This window comes from Paenibacillus sp. LT-B23 (genome assembly GCF_059417685.1).
This window is the reverse complement of the sequence record NZ_JBSQBM010000010.1, coordinates 52,430-73,073: the sequence shown is the minus strand read 5'-3', so window position 1 is coordinate 73,073 and position 20,644 is coordinate 52,430. Positions and strand designations below refer to the sequence as shown.

General features: G+C 47.9%; 22 protein-coding genes. 17 read left to right on the top strand and 5 right to left on the bottom strand.

From position 1 onward, the window contains the following. Positions 1–79 precede the first annotated feature (79 nt). The 8 genes from ACWXW9_RS14055 (at position 80) to ACWXW9_RS14020 (ending at position 8,935) form a co-directional block, all read left to right on the top strand. Positions 80–1,750 carry an OPT/YSL family transporter gene (locus ACWXW9_RS14055; RefSeq protein ID WP_494929905.1) on the top strand — a complete coding sequence of 557 codons (1,671 nt, stop codon included), beginning with the start codon at positions 80–82 and terminating at the stop codon, positions 1,748–1,750. Between the two features lie 10 nt (positions 1,751–1,760). Next, positions 1,761–2,828 carry an S-methyl thiohydantoin desulfurase family protein gene (locus ACWXW9_RS14050; RefSeq protein ID WP_494929903.1) on the top strand — a complete coding sequence of 356 codons (1,068 nt, stop codon included), beginning with the start codon at positions 1,761–1,763 and terminating at the stop codon, positions 2,826–2,828. 23 nt (positions 2,829–2,851) lie between these two features. Beyond that, positions 2,852–3,799, top strand: a complete 948-nt coding sequence (locus ACWXW9_RS14045; protein ID WP_494929902.1) for a DUF1177 domain-containing protein — start codon at positions 2,852–2,854, stop codon at positions 3,797–3,799. An 81-nt stretch (positions 3,800–3,880) separates the two neighbouring features. Next, entirely contained in the window at positions 3,881–4,552 is a 672-nt protein-coding gene (locus ACWXW9_RS14040) for an AroM family protein (RefSeq protein WP_494929901.1), read from the top strand. A 255-nt stretch (positions 4,553–4,807) separates the two neighbouring features. Beyond that, the gene (locus tag ACWXW9_RS14035) at positions 4,808–5,758 is read left to right on the top strand and encodes an aminopeptidase (protein ID WP_494929900.1); all 951 of its coding nucleotides are present in this window, start codon (positions 4,808–4,810) and stop codon (positions 5,756–5,758) included. Positions 5,759–5,813: 55 nt separating this feature from the next. Continuing rightward, on the top strand, positions 5,814–6,473 hold the full coding sequence (locus ACWXW9_RS14030) for an aspartate/glutamate racemase family protein (RefSeq protein WP_494929899.1): 660 nt from the start codon (positions 5,814–5,816) through the stop codon (positions 6,471–6,473). Between the two features lie 201 nt (positions 6,474–6,674). Continuing rightward, positions 6,675–8,210 carry a PucR family transcriptional regulator gene (locus ACWXW9_RS14025; protein WP_494929898.1) on the top strand — a complete coding sequence of 512 codons (1,536 nt, stop codon included), beginning with the start codon at positions 6,675–6,677 and terminating at the stop codon, positions 8,208–8,210. A gap of 38 nt (positions 8,211–8,248) precedes the next feature. Further along, on the top strand, positions 8,249–8,935 hold the full coding sequence (locus ACWXW9_RS14020; RefSeq protein WP_134910519.1) for a response regulator transcription factor: 687 nt from the start codon (positions 8,249–8,251) through the stop codon (positions 8,933–8,935). 165 nt (positions 8,936–9,100) lie between these two features. Here ACWXW9_RS14020 and ACWXW9_RS14015 read toward each other — a convergent pair whose 3' ends face one another. Continuing rightward, positions 9,101–9,214, bottom strand: a complete 114-nt coding sequence (locus tag ACWXW9_RS14015; protein WP_494929897.1) for a putative holin-like toxin — start codon at positions 9,212–9,214, stop codon at positions 9,101–9,103. 589 nt (positions 9,215–9,803) lie between these two features. Between ACWXW9_RS14015 and ACWXW9_RS14010 the strand changes: the two genes are divergently transcribed. Further along, positions 9,804–9,965 (top strand): hypothetical protein, encoded by a 162-nt coding sequence (locus tag ACWXW9_RS14010; RefSeq protein ID WP_162833907.1) that lies wholly within the window; start codon positions 9,804–9,806, stop codon positions 9,963–9,965. A 42-nt stretch (positions 9,966–10,007) separates the two neighbouring features. Then, entirely contained in the window at positions 10,008–10,148 is a 141-nt protein-coding gene (locus ACWXW9_RS14005) for a hypothetical protein (protein ID WP_176718127.1), read from the top strand. Positions 10,149–10,526: 378 nt separating this feature from the next. Here ACWXW9_RS14005 and ACWXW9_RS14000 read toward each other — a convergent pair whose 3' ends face one another. Both ACWXW9_RS14000 and ACWXW9_RS13995 read right to left on the bottom strand, forming a co-directional pair. Next, positions 10,527–10,643 carry a sporulation protein YjcZ gene (locus ACWXW9_RS14000; RefSeq protein WP_160789428.1) on the bottom strand — a complete coding sequence of 39 codons (117 nt, stop codon included), beginning with the start codon at positions 10,641–10,643 and terminating at the stop codon, positions 10,527–10,529. Between the two features lie 271 nt (positions 10,644–10,914). Next, on the bottom strand, positions 10,915–12,276 hold the full coding sequence (locus ACWXW9_RS13995; RefSeq protein ID WP_494929896.1) for a transcriptional regulator: 1,362 nt from the start codon (positions 12,274–12,276) through the stop codon (positions 10,915–10,917). A gap of 322 nt (positions 12,277–12,598) precedes the next feature. Between ACWXW9_RS13995 and ACWXW9_RS13990 the strand changes: the two genes are divergently transcribed. The 4 genes from ACWXW9_RS13990 (at position 12,599) to ACWXW9_RS13975 (ending at position 16,727) form a co-directional block, all read left to right on the top strand. Continuing rightward, on the top strand, positions 12,599–13,054 hold the full coding sequence (locus tag ACWXW9_RS13990) for a hypothetical protein (RefSeq protein ID WP_494929895.1): 456 nt from the start codon (positions 12,599–12,601) through the stop codon (positions 13,052–13,054). Positions 13,055–13,267: 213 nt separating this feature from the next. Continuing rightward, positions 13,268–13,960 carry an integrase core domain-containing protein gene (locus ACWXW9_RS13985; protein ID WP_494929894.1) on the top strand — a complete coding sequence of 231 codons (693 nt, stop codon included), beginning with the start codon at positions 13,268–13,270 and terminating at the stop codon, positions 13,958–13,960. Between the two features lie 158 nt (positions 13,961–14,118). Further along, complete coding sequence (yhbH, locus tag ACWXW9_RS13980; protein WP_494929893.1) at positions 14,119–15,285, top strand: sporulation protein YhbH; 1,167 nt, start codon at positions 14,119–14,121, stop codon at positions 15,283–15,285. After that, on the top strand, positions 15,282–16,727 hold the full coding sequence (locus tag ACWXW9_RS13975) for a SpoVR family protein (RefSeq protein ID WP_494929892.1): 1,446 nt from the start codon (positions 15,282–15,284) through the stop codon (positions 16,725–16,727). Before yhbH ends, ACWXW9_RS13975 begins: the two co-directional genes overlap by 4 nt. Before the next feature lie 72 nt (positions 16,728–16,799). On the opposite strand, the gene ACWXW9_RS13970 is transcribed toward ACWXW9_RS13975, so the two are convergent. Next, positions 16,800–17,129: an AzlD domain-containing protein gene (locus tag ACWXW9_RS13970; protein WP_494929891.1), complete on the bottom strand. Its 330-nt coding sequence runs from the start codon at positions 17,127–17,129 to the stop codon at positions 16,800–16,802. After that, positions 17,126–17,851: an AzlC family ABC transporter permease gene (locus ACWXW9_RS13965; RefSeq protein ID WP_192512147.1), complete on the bottom strand. Its 726-nt coding sequence runs from the start codon at positions 17,849–17,851 to the stop codon at positions 17,126–17,128. Before ACWXW9_RS13965 ends, ACWXW9_RS13970 begins: the two co-directional genes overlap by 4 nt. A 167-nt stretch (positions 17,852–18,018) precedes the next feature. Between ACWXW9_RS13965 and ACWXW9_RS13960 the strand changes: the two genes are divergently transcribed. The 3 genes from ACWXW9_RS13960 (at position 18,019) to ACWXW9_RS13950 (ending at position 20,606) form a co-directional block, all read left to right on the top strand. Continuing rightward, complete coding sequence (locus tag ACWXW9_RS13960; RefSeq protein ID WP_494929890.1) at positions 18,019–18,567, top strand: helix-turn-helix domain-containing protein; 549 nt, start codon at positions 18,019–18,021, stop codon at positions 18,565–18,567. 81 nt (positions 18,568–18,648) lie between these two features. Then, complete coding sequence (locus ACWXW9_RS13955; RefSeq protein WP_014280639.1) at positions 18,649–19,164, top strand: acyl-CoA thioesterase; 516 nt, start codon at positions 18,649–18,651, stop codon at positions 19,162–19,164. 125 nt (positions 19,165–19,289) lie between these two features. Beyond that, positions 19,290–20,606 (top strand): MFS transporter, encoded by a 1,317-nt coding sequence (locus ACWXW9_RS13950; protein ID WP_494929889.1) that lies wholly within the window; start codon positions 19,290–19,292, stop codon positions 20,604–20,606. Positions 20,607–20,644: the final 38 nt, after the last annotated feature.

Sequence of the window (20,644 nt, the reverse complement as noted above, 5' to 3'; positions counted from 1 at the left end):
AAGTTGCAGTAACATAAGTTAAACCTACTCAACAGAGGAAGAAATACATCACATCATGTCTAAGCCACAGGAGGGTCATATGGAAAACGAAAAAGAAAAACACCACCCGAAAACGTTTGAGCCTTTTGCATTTATTCTCATTGTGGCTACAAGTGTTCTGGGAGCTATTATCGGAATGCAGATCGTAACCAGCCTGGGGGTGACCCCAAATACGGCCATCATCGGAGCGTTAATCGCGATGCTGATCGCACGTATCCCGTTTAACTGGTTTTTACGTTATAAATCGGTACATCGTCAAAATCTGGTCCAGACGGCGATTTCCTCGGCTACCTTCGGGGCGGCCAATAGCCTGCTGATTCCGATTGGAATTCCATATCTCATGGGAACCCCTGATTTGGTCGTACCCATGCTGCTAGGTGCGGCGTTGGCTATGTTCGCAGATGCAACGATACTGTACAAAATTTTTGATTCCAGGCTGTTCCCCGCCTCGGGTACCTGGGCTCCAGGTGTTGCGACAGCGGAATCCATCAGAGCCGGGGACAAGGGCGGCAAGCGTGCCGGATTGCTGGGTGTTGGCGCACTGATCGGGGTAGTCGGCTCTTATCTCAGTATTCCGATGTCTGCCTTTGGTGTGGCTTTTATTGGTAACATTTGGGCCTTGGGCATGTTTGGTGTCGGCTTATTGATTCGCCAGTATTCCATGCCGCTATTTCAGATTGATGTAAATGCGCTATACATTGCCCATGGAGTGATGATCGGGGCGGGCATTGTGGCGCTGATTCAGGCTGCTGTACTTGTATTCGGCCGTTCCGGCAAGAAAAAGGACAGTACCGCCGCGCTTTCGGATAAAGCTTCAAATGAAGCATCAGGCACGAGTAGCATTGTCGTGGATGGGAGTCCCGTGCAAGCCTCTTCGCAGGATGAAGAATACACCCGTCCGATTGCAGAGGCTCGTCGTACGCTTGGACTCGGATTCATCGCGTATCTGGCGATTTCCCTGCTGATCGCCATTATCGGTGGACTGGTTACGCACATGTCCGTAGGCATGCTGATCGGCTTTATCGTGTTTGCAGCCTTTGCCGCGTTCGTGCATGAAATTATCGTCGGCATTGCCGCCATGCATTCCGGGTGGTTCCCCGCCTTTGCGGTCGCCTTCATTACCTTGCTTGGCGGTATGATGATCGGTTTTCCGCCAGTGGCTTTGGCATTGCTGGCCGGGTTTAGCGCGGCTACAGGTCCTGCCTTTGCGGATATGGGCTTTGATTTGAAAACAGGCTATATCCTGCGCGGCAACGGTAAGGATAAGGAACTGGAACGGGAAGGTCGAAAGCAACAGTATATAACGGCTCTGATCGCCTTCGCTGTTGCACTGGTGACTGTAGCTCTGGCTTATCCGAGTTATTTTGCGCAAAATCTGGTGCCACCGATTGATAAAGTATATGTATCCACCATTCAGGCTGGAGCTACACCGGGTGTGGCAAGCCAGCTCTTGCTGTGGGCGATACCGGGAGCGATTCTCCAACTCATAGGTGGCTCCAAGCGCCAACTGGGTGTTATGTTCGCGACAGGGCTATTGATTGCGACAGCGAACGCGTGTTGGGCTGTTCTGGCCGGCATCGCAATTCGCTTCCTCGTAACCCGTTTCGCAAAAAAAGAGGTCGTTTCTTCCATGACGATTCTGGCCGCAGGTTTCATCGCAGGGGATGCGCTGTACAACTTCTTTAATTCCGTATTTAAACTAAAAAAGTGAGATGATGCAGATGGACGCTTTGAAGCTGGATGAGAGAATTGTTGAATATGCCGTTTATGGCGGTGCTGTTCTGGGCGGAGGAGGCGGAGGCTGGATTGAAGAAGGTCTGCGGATCGGAAAGCTGGCTCTTGAAGTGGGACAGCCGAAGCTGGTATCCGTCGAAAGCTTCGTAGATGACGATCTCTTCGTCACCGTGGCTGTCGTTGGTGCCCCGGCTGCTCCGAATAAATATGTGAAGCCTGTTCATTATGTGAAGGCGCTGGAAATGGTGTCCTCCATGACAGGAAAGGGTGTCCGGGCTTTGCATACGAATGAAAATGGCGGCGAGACAACGATTAACGGCTGGTTTCAGTCGGCTTTGAGTGGTATTCCGGTTGTGGATTTTGCATGTAATGGCCGGGCACATCCGACGGGTACAATGGGCTCCATGAATTTGACCGAGCTGCCAGATTACGTTAGCCGTCAGGCTGCGGTGGGCGGACGCGGAGAGCATTATATTGAGGTAGGGATTTCAGGCTCTCTGGACCATGCTGCATCGCTGATTCGTAAAGCCTCGGTAGAAGCTGGAGGACTTGTAGCGGTTGCGCGGAATCCGGTGACGGCTGCTTACGCGAGAGCCAACGGTGCGCCGGGAGCCATTTCCCGAGCAATTGCTGTCGGAGAAGCGATGCTGGCTCATCAGGGCGAAGCAGCGATTGCAGCCGTGGTCGCTGAGCTGGGCGGCAAGGTGATCGTCTCAGGAGAAGTAACAGAATGCAAGCTTGAAACTTCGGGGGGCTTTGATGCCGGATTGGTTCGTATTACCGATAGCGGCCGTGCCTACGAAATGACCTTCTGGAATGAGTACATGTCCCTGGAGCTTGACGGAGAGCGACTGGCGACTTTTCCAGATTTGATCATGACACTGGATCTGGATACAGGCAGACCTGTAATCACTGCCGCCGTAACGAAAGGACAGCGACTGGCTGTCATTGCGGTTCCAAAGGAAAAGTTGCTGCTGAGTACAACTATGTTTAATACCAAGCTGCTGCAACCGATTGAGCAAATTATTCATAAGCCTATACTGTCCTATCTATAAATGATTTCGGGAGGAATGCAAAGATGGCACTTCAACAGACATTAACCGTATTCGAAGCGCTGGACAGCGCCTATGTAAACGGAGAGCGGGTTAAGCAGCTTTTCGCCGGATACGAGGATATTGTGGTAACCGTAAAACAGGTAATCGGAGCCAAGGGAAGCACGGATTTTATACAAGTACTTATTCCGGGTACAGAAGGTAAAAGCTCGGGAGGTACAGCACCGACATTCGGCATTGTCGGACGCCTGGGCGGAATCGGCGCACGTCCTTCCCGGATTGGTCTTGTATCTGATGCGGATGGAGCTATTGCGGCGGTGGCTGCCGGGCTTAAGCTGGCGGATATGCAGATCAAAGGTGACAAGCTGAAGGGTGATGTGATCGTAACTACACATATTTGCCCGGATGCACCTACCCGTCCGCATGAGCCGGTTGATTTTATGGACTCCCCTGTGGATATTTTGGAAATGAATCGTCATGAGATTGTTCCCGAGATGGAAGCTATTTTGTCTATTGATACAACCAAGGGCAATCGTGTCATTAACCATAAGGGAATCGCCATTTCACCCACGGTGAAGGAAGGCTATATATTGCGAGTCAGTGAGGATCTGCTGCGCCTGATGGAACAGACTACGGGACAACTGCCTGTTACTTTTCCAGTAACCACGCAGGATATCACGCCGTACGGTAATGACTTATACCATATTAATTCGATTTTGCAGCCTGCTGTAGCGACGAATGCGCCTGTAGTCGGTGTGGCTATTACAGCGCAGGCTGCTGTACCAGGATGTGGCACCGGAGCGAGTCATGAGATTGATATCGCGGCTGCTGTACGTTTTTCCATTGAAACGGCCAAGGAATTTACGAATGGCACTTGTGCATTTTATGACCCGCAGGAATTTGTCAAAATTACCGAATTGTACGGCTCCATGAAGATACTTCAGACAGCAGGCAGTGCGCAAAACCACGGCTGATGCTAAACAGGGCAGGCCACAGGCTTGCCCTTTGTCGTCAGGAGCGTAAAATAAAATGGATACGAAAGCAGGGGATTAAAGATGGATAAGCTTGGGATGATTACGATTGGGCAAGCGCCCCGGACAGATGTAGCCCCAATTGTGGAACGGGCTTTGGAAGGACGTGCAGAACTGGTACAGGCAGGTGCGCTGGACGGTCTTTCTTTTGCTTATATACAAGAGCATCTCTCTCCGTCCCCGGGAGAATATGTATTGACCTCCCGCCTGATGACTGGAGAGTCGGTAGTTATATCACGCGAAAAAATCCAGCCGCTGCTTCAGGAGAAAATTACGCGCATGGAGGAACAGGGCATTCGTACGATTTTATTGCTGTGTACCGGCGTATTTCCGGGATTGCATACCCGAACCGCCTTTTTGATCGAGCCGGACCATGTGCTTCCTCCTGTGATTAAGGCGATGTCCGGAGGACGGCGGGTCGGCCTGATTGGTCCGCTGGAAGAGCAGAAGGACAATCTCAAGCTCAAATTCAGTCCTCACGGAATGAATCCCGGGTTTGCGGCGGCCTCGCCTTACAGCAGCAGTGAAGAGGAATTTCGCCAGGCTGCCGGGCAGTTCAAGGATCAGGCTGATCTTATCGTGCTGGATTGTATGGGGTATACGGATGTTCACAGAGAACTGGCGGCGCGTTACGCGGGGGTTCCAGTCGTATTGTCCAATGCCCTGATCGGCAAGCTGGTATCGGAAATGGTGTAAGCATATAAGCTGACTGAAAATTTACATGATGGTCACTACACAGGCGGATGGTGCTTCCCATCGCTGTTGCCCCCGGATTTCCGGAATGAATGCACTACGGTAGAAATCCGGGAGCAGCTTAGGCTTACGATGCGAGCTTTCCTACGGAAAGCTTTCAGGCGATCGCGATCGCTTGTACAGCAACATTCCGCCTACTCCATTCCTATGTGAATATTTGGAGGTCAGCTTATACGTATAAAAATAGGAGGTAAAAAAATGAGCCAACAACGTGTTGAAATTAGTAAAAATGTTTTGCAAAAATGTCTGGGACTTACCGCTGGAGAGACGCTTCTGGTCGTAACGGACGATGATAAAAAGGAATTGGGCGAGTCCATTTATGAAGCTGGCAAGGTGCTGGGGGCTGAAGCTGCTATTTTGACGATGAAGGTACGCTCCAAATCGGGGGAGGAGCCTCCGGCACCTGTTGCCGAAGCTATGCTCCGCTCCAACGTTGTCGTATGTGTCACCCGGTATTCGCTGACGCATACCCATGCCCGCAAGCAAGCCGCAGCGGCTGGAGCGCGTCTGGCGACGATGCCTGGCATGACGGACGACATGTTCATGAACGGGGCGATTGCTGCTGATTATCCGAAGGTCAAGGCGTTGACCGAAGAGGTGACCACATTATTGACGGCTGCCAAGCAGGTGCGGATTGAAAAGGATGGTTACAGCCTGAGCTTTAGCATTGAGGGTCGCAACGGCGTGCCCAGCACGGGCATGTATCTGAACCCTGGCGAATCCGGCAACCTTCCTTCCGGTGAAGCGTATATTGCTCCGCTTGAGGGGACGGCGCAAGGCCAGATTGTTGTGGACGGCTCTGTTGCGGGAATCGGTGCCTTGAAGGAGCCGCTACTGCTGACGGTCGAAAACGGCAGGTTGGCAGCCGCAGAAGGGGAAGCCGGACAGCCCCTGCTGGAAATACTGGGCGACGGTGACGGCAGAATGCTGGCCGAGTTCGGTATTGGAACAAATGATAAAGCACGTATTACAGGTGTCGTACTGGAAGATGAGAAGGTGTACGGCACGATTCATGTGGCCTTTGGCAGCAATAATACTTTTGGTGGGACCATCGCTGCGGGTGTACATATTGACGGTGTCGTTCAGCGACCGGATGTGTATCTGGATGACCGCCTGATTATGAAAGCAGGGCAACTGCTGGAGCGCTAGGCGGACTAGGTGAATAAGAAACAGCAGGAGCTGTAAAAACGGGGAGGAATTCATCATGCTCGGAATTATCAGAGTGCTTACTATGCAAGACGAAGTAGCTATTGGCCTTCACGGCCGAGTTATCGAGCAGCGCTACGGACTGCCTGTCACCAGTGTGTGTATCCCTGACCAGCCGCAGGGAATCTATGATGATGCAACGGATCGGGAATCGGTGCCTAAAATTGTGGTCGCAGCGCAACAGCTCGTCGAGCAGGGCTGCACGTCCATTGGCATTAGCTGCGCGGCTGACCCGGCACTAGAGGAAACCCGTCAGGCAGTGAATGTACCTGTATACGGCGCAGGCTCCTGCGCGGCGCATCTGGCATTGACAGCGGCCAGTCGTGTCGGTGTGTTGACCATTTTGGAGGAGGCCCCCCCGTTGATCCGCCGTATCTTGGGTGAGTCTTATATCGGCACAGAGCGCCCCGAGGGTGTACGTACGACGCTGGACCTGAACACTCCGCAAGGTAAGGAGGAGGCCATGGCAGCGGCGCTGCGGCTTCAGGAGAAGGGTGCAGAGGCCATTGTGCTGGCCTGTACGGGTTTTGTGACGATGAACTTCGCACCGGAGCTGGAGCGCAGGCTGGGCATCCGTGCCATTGATCCGATTGTGGCGCTCGGCGCAGCCGCATCAGTGCGTTGGGAGCGGGAGAATGAGGAAGTTCAGGCAGGATAAGCCTGGCTCATAAAATAATAGGGTATGAAATAAACCGCCTTTTCCTGAAAAGGCGGTTTATTTGCGTTCCATCCGGTAAAAGGTTTTGTTTTGTAAACTTTTTTGGTACACTATCCTGAAAATTAAGTTAGGCGAGAACTTTGCAAAATCCTAAATATATGTGCCGTTACCGCAAAATAAATAGCAAGGTGGTCTGTCCATATGAAAATACCGGGTGTAACCGTTCAGGAGCTTATGACAATGCCCGTATTGAAGGAGGCGAAGGTACTAAGCGGAGAGCAAGGGCTAAATCGGTTTGTCCGTTTTATTGATATTATGGAGGTCCCTGACTTGAAGGGCTGGATCAGGGAAGGAGTACTATTGATGACAACCGCTTATTCCATCCGTCATGAGCCTGAGGTATTGTGCCAAATTATTCAATTATTGCATCAGGGCGGGGCCGCAGCACTTGCGATCAAACCGACCCGCTTTCTCAAGGAAATTCCCCGCAGTGCGCTGGAGGAAAGCAATGCCTGTGGCCTGCCCGTGATTGAGATTCCGGTCGATATTCCATATACAGATATTACACAGCGAGTCATGGATATGGTGTTGAATCGACAGGCAGAGCTGCTGCGACGTTCGGAAGAAATATATCGGACCTTAACAACGATGGTGCTGGAGAACAGCGGTATACAGGCTGTAAGCGATAATATAGCAGAGCTGCTTAAAGCCCCGGTTGCTTTGATAGATAATGGAGGCCGAGCCATTGTTACTTCACCACAGGAGTGGAATTGGGCGGAGGCGCAGGATTCCCGCTATTTTCCGATTAATGTCGATAAACGCACAGTTGCCAAGCTGGTCATTGCCCGCAACGAGCTGGATGATATGGAGCAGGTGGGGATTGAGCAGGCACGCCTGGTCATGGCGTTGGAATTAATGCGTGAAAAGGCGGTAGAAGATACGGAAAGCCGACTGCGGGGTAACTTTATCGATGAGCTGATGACCCCTCCGGTGCCGTTGCGGCATGAGGTTGAGCGCCGAGGGCGTCAATTGGGATTTAACCCGGCATATGATTGGGAGGTCGCTGTACTGGAAAGCGCTACCGCTCCGCCAGAAGAGATTCTGTCCGGATTGCTGATTCAGGAATCCACCCGGCGACGGGTGGTTTCTCATATTGAGTTCCGTTCCAATCGGGCAATATTATTTCTGCCTACTCTTCATTCGAATGACCATCATGACGGGGCTGGCGCTGATCAGGGACTAACCTGGGCTGAAACGCTGAAGAACTGGAACAGTGAAAAAGCATTGGGAACGGGCGATTATTATATAGGCATAGGAAGTGCCAAAAAGCTGTGGGAGCTGATGCAAAGCTATAATGAGGCACGACGTGCCATCACCGTATCCCAGCGGCTGTATCCCGATAGACGTGTATGTAAATTCGGAGATATCGAAATGCACTATATGCTTGGGGAAGCAATGAACAAAGAGGAATTTGCCGATTTGTTTGAACGTAAGCTGGGCAAACTCCAGCAGTATGATCGGTCTCATGGCAGTGATTTGCTTAAAACGTTATTTTATTATCTGGAAAATCGGGGCAGTCTGATGGATACGGCGAATTATCTTTTTATACACCGTAATTCGGTCAAATACAGATTGGAACGGATTCGTGACATTGCGGATTTTGATCTCAACGATCCACGCGAGCAGTTCATATGCCATACCTGTCTGATCCATTATTATTTGCGGGAACATCAGTAGGCAGATACGGTTGGTTTATGGAGCAGGGAGGAAAAGACATGGATAAAAAAATATTAGTAGCGGACGATGAACCCAGCATTCGAAATGCGCTAGCCTATGGGTTGAAAAGAGAAGGTTATTTGGTAGAAACCGCTGTTGACGGGGAAGACGCATTGGAAAAAGTCCGTTTATTTCACCCGGATGTGCTGGTGCTCGACGTGATGATGCCCAAGCTGGGCGGATATGAGGTGTGCCGCCGTCTGGAAAGTCGGAAGGGCATTGGCATTTTGCTGCTGACTGCCAAAAACGATATCGTGGACAAGGTGCTCGGGCTGGAGCTGGGCGCGGACGATTTTATGAGCAAGCCCTTTGATCTGCGAGAGCTGCTCGCCCGCATCAAGGCGCTGGTACGGAGGCTTGAACGGGAGGGAGCGCCTGCACCAGAAGGATCAGAAACGGCACTTGGCCCGTTGCGCGTGCGTCCGTCCAGCAGAACGGCTGAACTGGAGGGAACAACGCTGGATCTGACACCCAAGGAGTTTGATGTGCTGGCGCTTCTGGTGTCACATGCCGGGCGGGTGTACACACGGGACGAGCTGCTGGAGCAGGTATGGGGCTTCGATTATGCAGGGGGAACGCGGACCGTGGATATTCATATCCAGCGCCTGCGCAAGAAGCTCGAACCGCATCAGTCGCTATTGCAGACGGTGTATGGAATTGGCTATAAGGCGGAAAAGATGCTGTGAACGAACGCCAGTTGTATAGGGCTGGACTCCTATCCATGCGATGGGGAATACCTGCTGGTCACTTTCCCGTACTTCACGAAAGCTGGAATGGATGTTCATCTATATCGACACTCCTGTTCTAATGTGCATATTATAAAATGGGGTCTTGACCATAGTGGGGGCGGTCTATTTCTTTTTGTTTTGGTTCAGCGAAATAACAATCGTAACGATTAATCCGATCAACGTAATTAATAACGTGCCGAACATCATCATTAATGTCAAAGCATCTTTAACCTCCACAAGCATCACCTCCCTTCCGGGAGATTAGCCGACCGCCCTTTATAGTCGTTTTGTCACACAATCCAGATTATACCGAAAGCCCTCATGCTGAGGGCTCAGAGTGTCGAGAAAGTCCAGAGGACTTTTCGACACTTCTATTTTTATATGGGGAGACGCATCTTTTAAAACAAAAATCGATTTAAAACGATCTGAGGACCCTAGTTTTTAGACCACTAAGACAGTTTTAAACCCCCTGCAGAAAAACAGGGGGTTTCTCGACAGCCTGAGCCCTCATGCTGAGGGCTTTTTTTATTTACCCTCTACGTGCTCAATTATGCTGCTTATCTGCACTCCAAAGTACGAACAAGTTTTATCCAATACTGATACTATCTGTTTTCGTATATGTTGAGTTTAATATAGTTTTATATGGGACACTTCGTGAATAAAAAATCCTTTTAGGAACAGCAATACGCATTGACGACTGGCATTTTGACCGAGGAAATCAATCTATTAGGTAATAGTTTCTTTTTGCTGTTAATAGATTCATGCTGATACTTCGCTATCGCCACTGAATATAAATAAAGCAGACCTAAGGAAAGGGGACATGCAGATGATCAGAACAAGAGTAAAAACGTTCAAACACCGTGTCGGTAAAAACAAATTCCTGGTCGTTAAAATTTTTCAATCCGCAGATGCCAGAACAAGAAGTGGCAATGCGCTGGCAACCAATGCACTGAACATCAAAATATCCAAACGCAAAAAGCACCACTAAGACCATCCGTACCTTCGTTTCCTATGAAGGGAGGTGATATCCATGAGTAGAAGACATTCCAAACACCATGTGAAAAGAAAAAGCATATCTATCTGGTCAAAACAAAAAGCGTTTGCGCGTGCACAAGGCAATGCGCTGGCTGCCAATCTGTTCAACGTAAATGTCAAAAAGAAAAAACATTAATATTGTTTTGAGCGGGGAGGACTCTCTTCCCGCTTTTTTTGTTACATAGTTTCTATTGCCAAATGAGAAAGAACTCCAAACAGGCTATTTTCCAGTGGAGTCCTTTTTTACATCTACTCTAAATTCAAACTGCTTTCTCATAAAATAGCATCCGTTAATCTTTAATGGAATCTGGCGTTATCTTCTTACCGTCCCACCATAATCTACAACTTCCACCATATTATCACTCAACCGCTGGACTACATATACTCTTACCTGGCTTAATGCAGCTGCAAATAGTTCTATATCCGACTTTAGCACTTTATATGTATGGTTCATGCCGATCACCTCAATAAAAAAAGCTCTGCCAGCATTACGCCAGCAGAGCCCCCAGTCCAATCATACCCAAAATGCTTTTGAGATAATTACCAACAGGATAAACAATACCAAGATTGCACCTATAGAATGAAATCCTCCGTATCCACCATAACCTGCTCCACCTTCATATCCACTCATGGCTTGAACCTCCTTTACTTGTTGTACACCTTAATATATGTATAAATACGTTCTGTGACAGGGCATTCAGGTAAACAAAAGACACCCTACCAATCGGGGTTATTACGTTGTCTGGTGTTTACGGAGTTTATAGTCTAATAAAACAAAAAGCCCTGCCGACCAATTAAGGTTAGCAGAGCTTTTGCTTTAAAATCCTCCAATGGTAACTTGAGGCTGAATGCTATGGTGGTGGTTAAAAGCTTGATCTGGCACATTAACAATAAACAAAAAGTTAACCGCTATGAGCAGCAGTACCGATTTTTTCAACATTGTTCATCCACACCTTTTCAATTAGATTTAAAAATGCTGCTTTAGTTTCTGGAACCGCATAATCCTGAAAATGTAAAAATAAACCCATACAATTTATAAAATAAGTCTCATTATTTAGTTTATGATAACTTACCATTGAATACATCAAATGTTTAAAACCACCAATGTAAGAACCTCGATGTAAATCATAATAAGCTAACTCGTAACCAAACCACGCGATATAGTCCGGTATCACCTGTTGGGTATACATATCATCGGATAGAGACTGTTCAGAAAACGAATTAATCTCCGTTTCAAACCGTTGAAGTATATCATCCACTTCCAATTCAAATTGGTTGGCTGCAATTATAACATTCAACAATTTGGAGATTTCCTCTTGTTCATTAGAGCCTGATGTTGCTGCAATATATTCAACATAATCTTGAAGCACGCTTATATCTCCAGACAACAGCTTATATACGTAAGTATTTCCTTCCGCCCACTGACTGAACAAGTTTACCCAGTGTTTTGTATCCTCGTCATTCTCTTTAACCCAATCTAAATCCGCATAGGCGTATGTATATTGTAGAGCTTGCTGATAATCGCCTTGGGCTTCACAAACACTGGCACACAATAAGTCGGCATAAGCAATATATCCAAATAACGGTCCCCTGGTTCCCTTTTCATGCTCCCTGTTCTTTCGATTCTTTTGCTGATGCTTCATTGAATATTGGACTTCCGCTTTTCCTCTCATTTTCCTTGCCATTTCGTCAACCTTGTCCCATTTACGCAAGGACCTGTACACGTTTGCCAAATCCTTTAATGCATCAAGCTGGTCTATTTCATCCAGTCGCTCAACAAAAACCTCAAATACCGTTGCTACTCTAAGATTTTGTCTTTGATCGTCTCCAACCTGAATCGTGAATATACGAAATTGACAGACTGCCAAGCGTTCAGAATGTTGGTACTTCTCCACTTCTGCTACATTCTCATAGAGCAGCAGCGCAGCAGCATGTCGTCCTTGTGCTAATAGCGCTTCTGCAATTTCAAATAGTTTAGGTGAATAGAGTATATTGTCCATGATTTGTCCAACGATTCGACTGATCGCATCCAGCTTGTCCAGCTCTGCACAACGATATAGCAACCGCTCAATTCGACGCATATTGGGAGAACGTTCGATGATGTAGTCATCTATGAATCGTTCGTAAAAAAATCCTTCCGGTAAACCCATAGCCTCAGTGATTAGATCAAGCTGGTTAACAGATATAGGACTATTACCAGTTACAATGCCACTTACTATTCCTCTGTTAATGCCTGCAATATTCCCGAATTGCGTTAGGCTCAAACCCTCTTGTTTTAGGTATTTGTCTAATTCCGCTCGAATCGTAGGTGTATGCTACATGTCATATCCACCCTTCACATAAAAATTACAAAATTTTTATATTATTTCATCCTATTGTTGTCCATAATTTAACAGTTGTCAATAACTTTTGTAACTTTTTGTGAGGTATTCGCTCTTGTTTTGAAATTAATGTCGCACACTTTTGAAAAATAGTTCAGTAGTTGCATTTTTCCGATTTCTTAAAAATAATAAACAATATATTCCTTTTTTTATGTTAATCTTATGTAGTAATCCAAAAAAATAGAAGAGGAAGTGTACATGTACCATGAAACAATTGAAAAACACAGCAATTATTCTTACTGGTGTATTGGCTCTTACAGCAGTAGCTCCGCTGGCTGCTTCTGCCGCACCAGTTACGGGGATTGAAGTCTCGAAGGATCATGGAGGTATAGTTATCCAACAAACTGGTCAAGAGGTACATTCGGTTCTTGGTGGGACAAGTCCAACGATGGACTTAACTGTTGAAAAAGGTTATGGACATGTAAAGATTAAAGTGAAGAATACAGGGACATCAAATCTCACTTGGAGCTTGCAGGGTAACGGGAGAGAATATGTCTATAAAACTGTTGGCAAAGGAGACACATTAACGTGGACTAGCGTTAATTCATTCCCTAATGGGATGCCTTCAGGGAAATACTTAATTCAATTCAGAGCCAACGGTAACAAAGTTGAAGGCGAAGCTTGGGGTACTACTGGTCAGTACACAGGAGACATTAACTAACCGTCGTGGGTTGACTTTTCAAACTAAGTTGAATACGAGTTGTCATACTCAGCGTCTGAAAGCAGGGCCTTCCTTCAATGGAGGGCCTTTACTTTATCAAATTAATAAAACACAAAAAAAGTACCCTACCAGCTAAATTGAAGTGCATCCCTTAGAATAGACATTGGAATAAACCCCTGGTTTATCCGATGAATTTCTATGGGATGCATTTTTATGCCAGCGAAAAAAGGACAGAAGTTTAAAGAGTATACGTTTGAAACCAAAGTAGAGGCCATACGGCTTCATATCGAAGAAGGTTGGACATATCGTAAACTCATGGAGAAGTTCGGGATTGCAGATCGACATCGGTTGAAAGAATGGATGCGGAAGTACAAGGAGCTCGGTGAATTCGGATTTATGGACCAGGACAGGTACGTCCAAAAGTTAAAACGGGAAAACGATATGCTAAAAAAGTGTTTGGAAATCTGGATGAACCATAAAAAGGTACTCCGGCTCATGCAGGTCTTGGGAATCCGCTCACAAATTCGTCGGAAGCATCGCCGCAACTATACTTCTTCTACGGAGGGTCGTGTGGCGAAAAATCTGCTAAAACAGGATTTCAAGGCGGACAAACCCAATCAAAAATGGGTCACAGATATCACGCTGTCCCATGCGTATCAAGACATGCTGCCAAAGGTTGGTGCCCGAATCAGCATGTCTCGCCGAGGCAATTGTTATGATAATGCCTCAATGGAGAGCTTCTTCTTGCATCTCAAAACGGAAGGGCTCTACCCATATGATATCCGAAATATGGATGAGGCACAAAGGAGAATAGAAGAATATATTCGATTTTACAACCAATGTCGACCACAACGAAAGTTAAATAAGCTGCCTCCGAAAGAGTATCGGAAGCAGCTTATAGCCTAGGGGCTTTTTTCAGTGTCTATAAAATGGGGTCTTGACCAAGGTGCCCTGAAATTGGAAAGGTTTTTTGGCTTCCATCACATATCGTACATCCCCGTGAATATACTTAATAACCAACAAGGCCAAACTGTGCCGTGTATCCACTTGGGGGGTGCCTAACAATGCCGGAACCACGTCAGCCATATTCATTCGTCGTATCCCGCGAAGATTGGTCGCTGCATCGCAAAGGGTACCAAGACCAGCAGCGTCATCAGCAGAAGGTCAAAGATGTAATTAAGCAAAATCTGCCTGATCTGATTACGGAAGAAAATATTATCATGTCAGACGGTAAGCAGATTATTAAAGTGCCGATTCGTAGTCTGGACGAATATCGCTTCATTTATAATTATCAGAAGCAAAAGCATGTAGGCCAAGGGGACGGCGACAGTCAGGTGGGGGATGTCATCGGACGCGATCCTGCTTCCCAGAAGCCCGGTAAAGGCGAGAAAGCCGGAGACCAGCCCGGACACGATATCATGGAGACGGAAGTCAGCATGGAAGAACTGGAAGATATGCTGTTCGAGGACATGGAATTACCGCATTTGCAGCAGAAAGACAAGGAACAGATTGAGGTTGAGTCCATCGTATTCAATGATATACGCAAAAAAGGCATGCAGGCAAATATTGACAAGAAGCGAACCATTCTCGAAAATCTGCGCCGCAACGCACGTCAGGGCAATCCGGGCATTCATCATATCAGTCCGGACGATCTCCGTTACAAAACATGGGAGGAAAAAACCATCCCCCAATCCAACGCGGTGATCATTGCGATGATGGATACTTCAGGCTCGATGGGATCTTTTGAAAAATATTGCGCCCGCAGCTTCTTTTTCTGGATGACCCGCTTTTTGCGCCGCCAATATGAAAAGGTAGAGATTGTCTTTCTGGCGCACCATACCGAAGCCAAAGAGGTCACCGAGGAAGAATTTTTCACCCGTGGAGAAAGTGGCGGAACCATCTGTTCTTCGGCTTATCTCAAGGCATTGGAGATTATCGACAAGCGCTATCCTCCTTCCCATTATAATATTTATCCCTTCCATTTCTCGGATGGCGACAATCTGACCTCGGATAACGAACGGTGCGTGAAGCTGATTGAGGAGCTTATGAAGCGCAGCAATATGTTCGGCTATGGAGAAGTGAATCAATATAACCGCAGCAGCACACTGATGTCAGCCTACAAGAACATTAAAAAGGATCAGTTTATGTACTATGTCATCAAGGAAAAGGGCGAGGTATACCAAGCCTTGCGTACCTTTTTTCGCAAACGGGAAGGGGGAACAGTGGGATGAGTAGTGACCATCAGGAGCTAGAATATGCGATTGCTGAGATTATGGAGATAGCCAACGGATTCGGGCTGGACTACTATCCGATGCGGTATGAGATTTGTCCGGCGGATATTGTATACACGTTCGGGGCCTATGGGATGCCCACGCGCTTTAGCCACTGGAGTTTTGGAAAGACGTTTCACAAGATGAAGATGCAGTACGATTTTGGCCTAAGCAAAATCTATGAGCTGGTCATCAACTCCAATCCCTGCTACGCCTTCCTGCTAGATGGAAATTCTCTGGTTCAAAATAAACTGATTGTCGCCCATGTGCTGGCGCACTGTGATTTTTTCAAGCACAACGCCCGCTTCTCAGCCTCCAACCGCAATATGGTGGAGAGTATGTCCGCTACGGCAGACCGGATTAACGGTTATGAAATGGAATACGGTTCGAAGGCCGTCGAATCCTTCATTGATTCGGTACTGGCTATACAGGAGCATATTGATCCGCAGTTGATCAAACCGCAGCATCTGGATAAACAGCGATATATGGAGCTTAAAATCCGTGAGCAAAAGGAACCGGGAAAACGGAAGCGCCCAGACGGGCCTTACGATGATCTGTGGTCACTGGACACGGTACAGGAGCAGCCTGATCCGTCCGAGAGCGAAGGCATTCGGGTACGACAGTTCCCGCCGGAACCGGAGAAGGATGTCGTCTGGTTTATTCAGGAATTTTCAGAAGTGCTGGAGGACTGGCAGCGGGATATCATGACGATGCTGCGGGACGAAATGCTGTATTTCTGGCCCCAGATGGAGACCAAAATTATGAATGAAGGCTGGGCCTCCTATTGGCATCAGCGGATTGTCAGGGAATTGGATTTGACCGGGGATGAAACCGTTGAATTTGCACTGCTGAATGCTTCTGTCGTACAGCCTTCCAAGCAAAGCCTGAATCCGTATTATTTGGGGCTTAAAATATTTGAGGATATTGAAAAGCGATGGGATAACCCAACCCGTGAAGAGCAGGAGCGACAAGGACGCAAACCAGGCGAAGGACGCGCTAAAATGTTCGAGGTACGGGAGTTTGACTCAGACACCTCTTTTATACGCAATTACATGACCAAGCAACTGACCGAGGATTTGGATCTGTACGTATTTGAGAAACGGGGACCAGATTGGAAAATCACAGATAAATCGTGGGAGAACATACGGGACCAGCTCGTATTCTCGCGTGTGAATGGCGGCTCCCCTTATATCGTCGTTGAGGATGGAGATTATCTGCACACTGGCGAGTTAAAGCTCAAGCATCAGTTTGAAGGGATTGAGCTGGATTTAAAATATATGGAGCGTACGCTACCGTATGTGTATCAGTTGTGGGGGCGGACCGTTCATTTGGAAACGATGATTGAAGGCAAGCTGGCCTTATTCTCATACGATGGCAAGAAGCATCATCGCAAGTTTGTATAAGGGAGCAGGGTAACGAACGCAGAATGAATATCTAAAAAGGTGCAGCCGTAAAACGGGACTGCACCTTTTTTTCTATCCCATCCACAGCAGTCGAACGACAGCCATACTCACAATACCGACAACAACGGTAGCCAGCAGGTTTTTGCTCCATAAGGCAGTCACCAGTGTAGGAAGGATAGCAATAAGCACTTGCCAATTAAAAGTGACGGAACCTTCCGTTCGAACGAGTAGATGTTCCATCACGAGCGCCGTGAAAATGCAAATAGGGATGTAGGACAGCCATTGGAGCACAGGCTTGGGCAGCGCCAGCTTTTGCAGCACGACGAAGGGAATGATTCTCGGGATGGCTGTGACGATCATACCGCCGATAATGATGTACATGACATATGGATCAATGTTCATTTGTCAGTTAACACTCCAATCGTTGCGGTAATCATAGTAGCTACAATAACGGCGATATGAGATGGCACCCACCAGGATAGAAGGTACATCAGGATAGCCATACACAGCACGAGCAGCAGACGGTGCTTGAGCTTGGAGGTTTGGACACTTTGTAGCTGCGAAATGAGCAAGGCAAGAAACATAGCCGGCAAGGCAAAATCCAGACCAAATGCCTCTGGCCGGGAAATCCAGTTCCCGAGAATCCCTCCTGCCACACAGGAGGCAATCCAGACGAGGTAAGCAGTTATATTGAGCCCGTTCATCCAGCGATCACTGATCTGTCCACCTTTGGCCAGTTTATCAGAGGCTACCCCGAAGGATTCGTCTGTCAAAAGAACGCCAATCCCTATATTTTTCCACAATGAATATTTTGAGAAATAAGGAGCCAACGATGCGCTTAACAACAGGTGGCGGGCATTCACAATGAATGTCGTTAAAATAATGACAGAGGGGGGACTGGCTGTAGCCAACATTGAGCACATAATAAATTGGGAAGCTCCTGCGTAGACAAGCGCCGACATCAGGGCAATTTCCATCGTGCTAACACCTGACGAGGCCCCCACAATGCCTGCCGCGAAGCCAATACACACATAACCGAGCAACGTAGGGATACAATCCTTGACTCCTTGTAAAAAGTGGAGTGGATCGCGCTCCGTTTCGCTCAACCCCGAAGCTATAGACATTTCAACCTTCCCTCCATTCTAAATTTCATTATAGTATATAACGGAACCTTGAAAATGATCAATATATTATACAATTGTATGTTATAATGAACGATCTCTATAGCTAACGAGCCTACTTTTGTGTATTCTTCTTGTATAGACTTTTTGGATACGAGGAGGCAGGGTCTGTGGATTCAATGCAGTATATTATCGGCTCAAATTTGGCTCAAATCAGGAAGACTAGAGGACTTAGCCTGGATAAAGTGGCTGAACTGACAGGGGTCAGCAAAGGAATGCTGGCCCAGATTGAGAAGGGGAAGTCCAATCCTACGGTTACCACACTTTGGAAAATTGCCAACGGTTTGCATGTGTCCTTTTCCACATTCCTCAAAGAGGACTCCCCGCAAATCACTAAAATCAGCAGGGAAGACCTGTATCCGGTGATTGATGAGAACGGCAACTATTTTGTTTACCCTATCTTCCCGTATCATTCGGAAAAGAAGTTTGAGGTGTTCACGGTAAGTCTGAAGCCGGGCTTTACACATCAGGCAGAGAAGCATCTGGGAGAAGAATCGATACTCATGATCCGTGGGGAAATGTACTTTGAAATGCAGGGACAACAGCTTAAACTGAGCGCAGGGGATGCTGTGCAATTTCAAGTAACTGACCTTCATACGTACCGTAATGAGTCGGATGAGGATGCGGATTTTTATGTATTGATTTATTATGCGGATTAGTGGGATGATTAGCACAGTCTAAAACAGGCTTCCACCACTATATAAAAAGATAGCTACGAGGAAAAGAGAGGAAGAGAACCCATGGAAAGCAAGTACATCCGAGAAACCTACTGCTTCAAGACGTCCCGTGTATTTCCCAACGATATCAACAATCATAACACGCTCTTCGGAGGCCGATTGATGTCGTATATCGACGATATTGCGTCTATCGCAGCCTCCAAGCTATGCCGCACGAATACGGTCACGGCATCTACGGATTCGGTGGATTTTTTGCTGCCCATCCATCCGAGCGATTCCGTTACGCTGGAGGCGTTTGTAACCTGGACAGGCCGTAGCTCTATGGAGGTCTTCGTGAAGGTCATCCGCGAAGGACTGATGACTGGCGACCGGAAAATCGCAGCCACCGCCTTCCTAACCTTTGTGGCGCTGGACGAGAACAACCGTAAAGTGATCGTGCCGCAGGTCATTCCAGAGACAGAAGAGGAATTACAACTGCACCAGACCGCGCCGTCACGTGCAGCGATACGACGTCAGCGCAGGGAGGAAAGCAAGCAACTGGCGAGCTTCCTGACGACAGATTATCCGTGGGAACTGTAACGTCCTGTCATGTGGGTTGCCAGAGCACCGCAGGTTTACAAACATCGCGACCTTGTGTCATGGATTACTGATACAATAAATGACAATGGTCCTGAGATGAGTTCAATGTAAAGGGCGGGAGCGATGTGAATCGAAAAGCAGTGCGTGCGTGGATTACTTACGATTGGGCCAATTCAGGCTATGCAACGACGATACTGGCAGCAGTGCTGCCTATTTTCTACAGCTCTGTTGCAGCTTCGACGCTGGATGCGACAACCGCATCCTCCTATCTGGGGTACACACATGCAATCGGTATGTTATGTGTAGCGTTATTGTCCCCTGTGCTCGGGGCAGTTGCCGATCTGACAGGCAGCAAGCTGTCTTTCCTGCGAATTTTTACGGGGACTGGCATCGTCGCCACATTGGGCTTTAGCCTGGTAGGAGAAGGAGACTGGCTGCTGGCTTCCGCGCTGCTGGTCTTGTCGACCATCGGATTTGCGGGCGGCAATACCTTTTATGATGCGATGCTCCCCGATCTGGTGCCTTCCGGTAAGCGGGAAACTGTATCGGCCAAAGGCTACGCTTATGGCTACATTGGTGGAGGGATCTTGTTGGCGGTCAACATGCTGATGATCCAAAAGCCTCAATGGTTCGGATTAGGAAACACACTGGAGGGAACACGTCTTGCGTTTGTTTCGGTAGCGGTATGGTGGTTGGTGTTTTCTTTGCCTTTATTGCTTCAAGGTCGCCAGCGGCACTGGAGCGGTGAAGGGGAAAGACAAGACCAAGAAAGGCAAACAGGCAGCCTTTTATTCCAAGCTGCTTACTGGAAGGCCGGATTTCGGCGGATTCAGGGCACGATGCGCCAAATTCGGCGTTTTCCACAATTGCTTAAATTGCTGCTATCTTTTTGGTTTTTCAATGACGGGATTAATACGATTATATTAATGGCTGCTATTTACGGAACGGGGATTGGGATTGGCACGACGGATCTGATTGCGGCGCTGTTGATAACCCAATTTATTGGCTTTCCCTGTACGCTGCTGCTTGGCAAATGGGCCGAACGCTGGGGATCGCGCCGGATGCTCATGTTCTCGCTCGGGATTTACATGCTGATCGTCATTCTTGGATTTTTCATGACTCAGGCGCTACATTTTTATGTGCTGGCGGCTATGGTCGGTCTGGTACAGGGGAGCAGTCAGTCCATTTCCCGGTCTTTATTCAGCGATCTGATGCCAGCCAGCCGGACGGGTGAATTTTTTGGTTTCGTGAACATTACGGGCAAGTTTTCATCCATTTTCGGCCCGTTTATCTTTGGCTTGGTCGGTCAGCTAACCGGTTCCTCGCGCTGGGGTATTTTATCGCTGTTTGCCTTTTTCGCTATCGGTATACTGATGCTGTGGACTGTGGATATCGCGAAGGGGAAGGCAGACGTGCTTCAAGCCGATCTGGACAAGGGATAGCCCACATACAGGTTCAACCATCATTTTCCCGCAAAAAG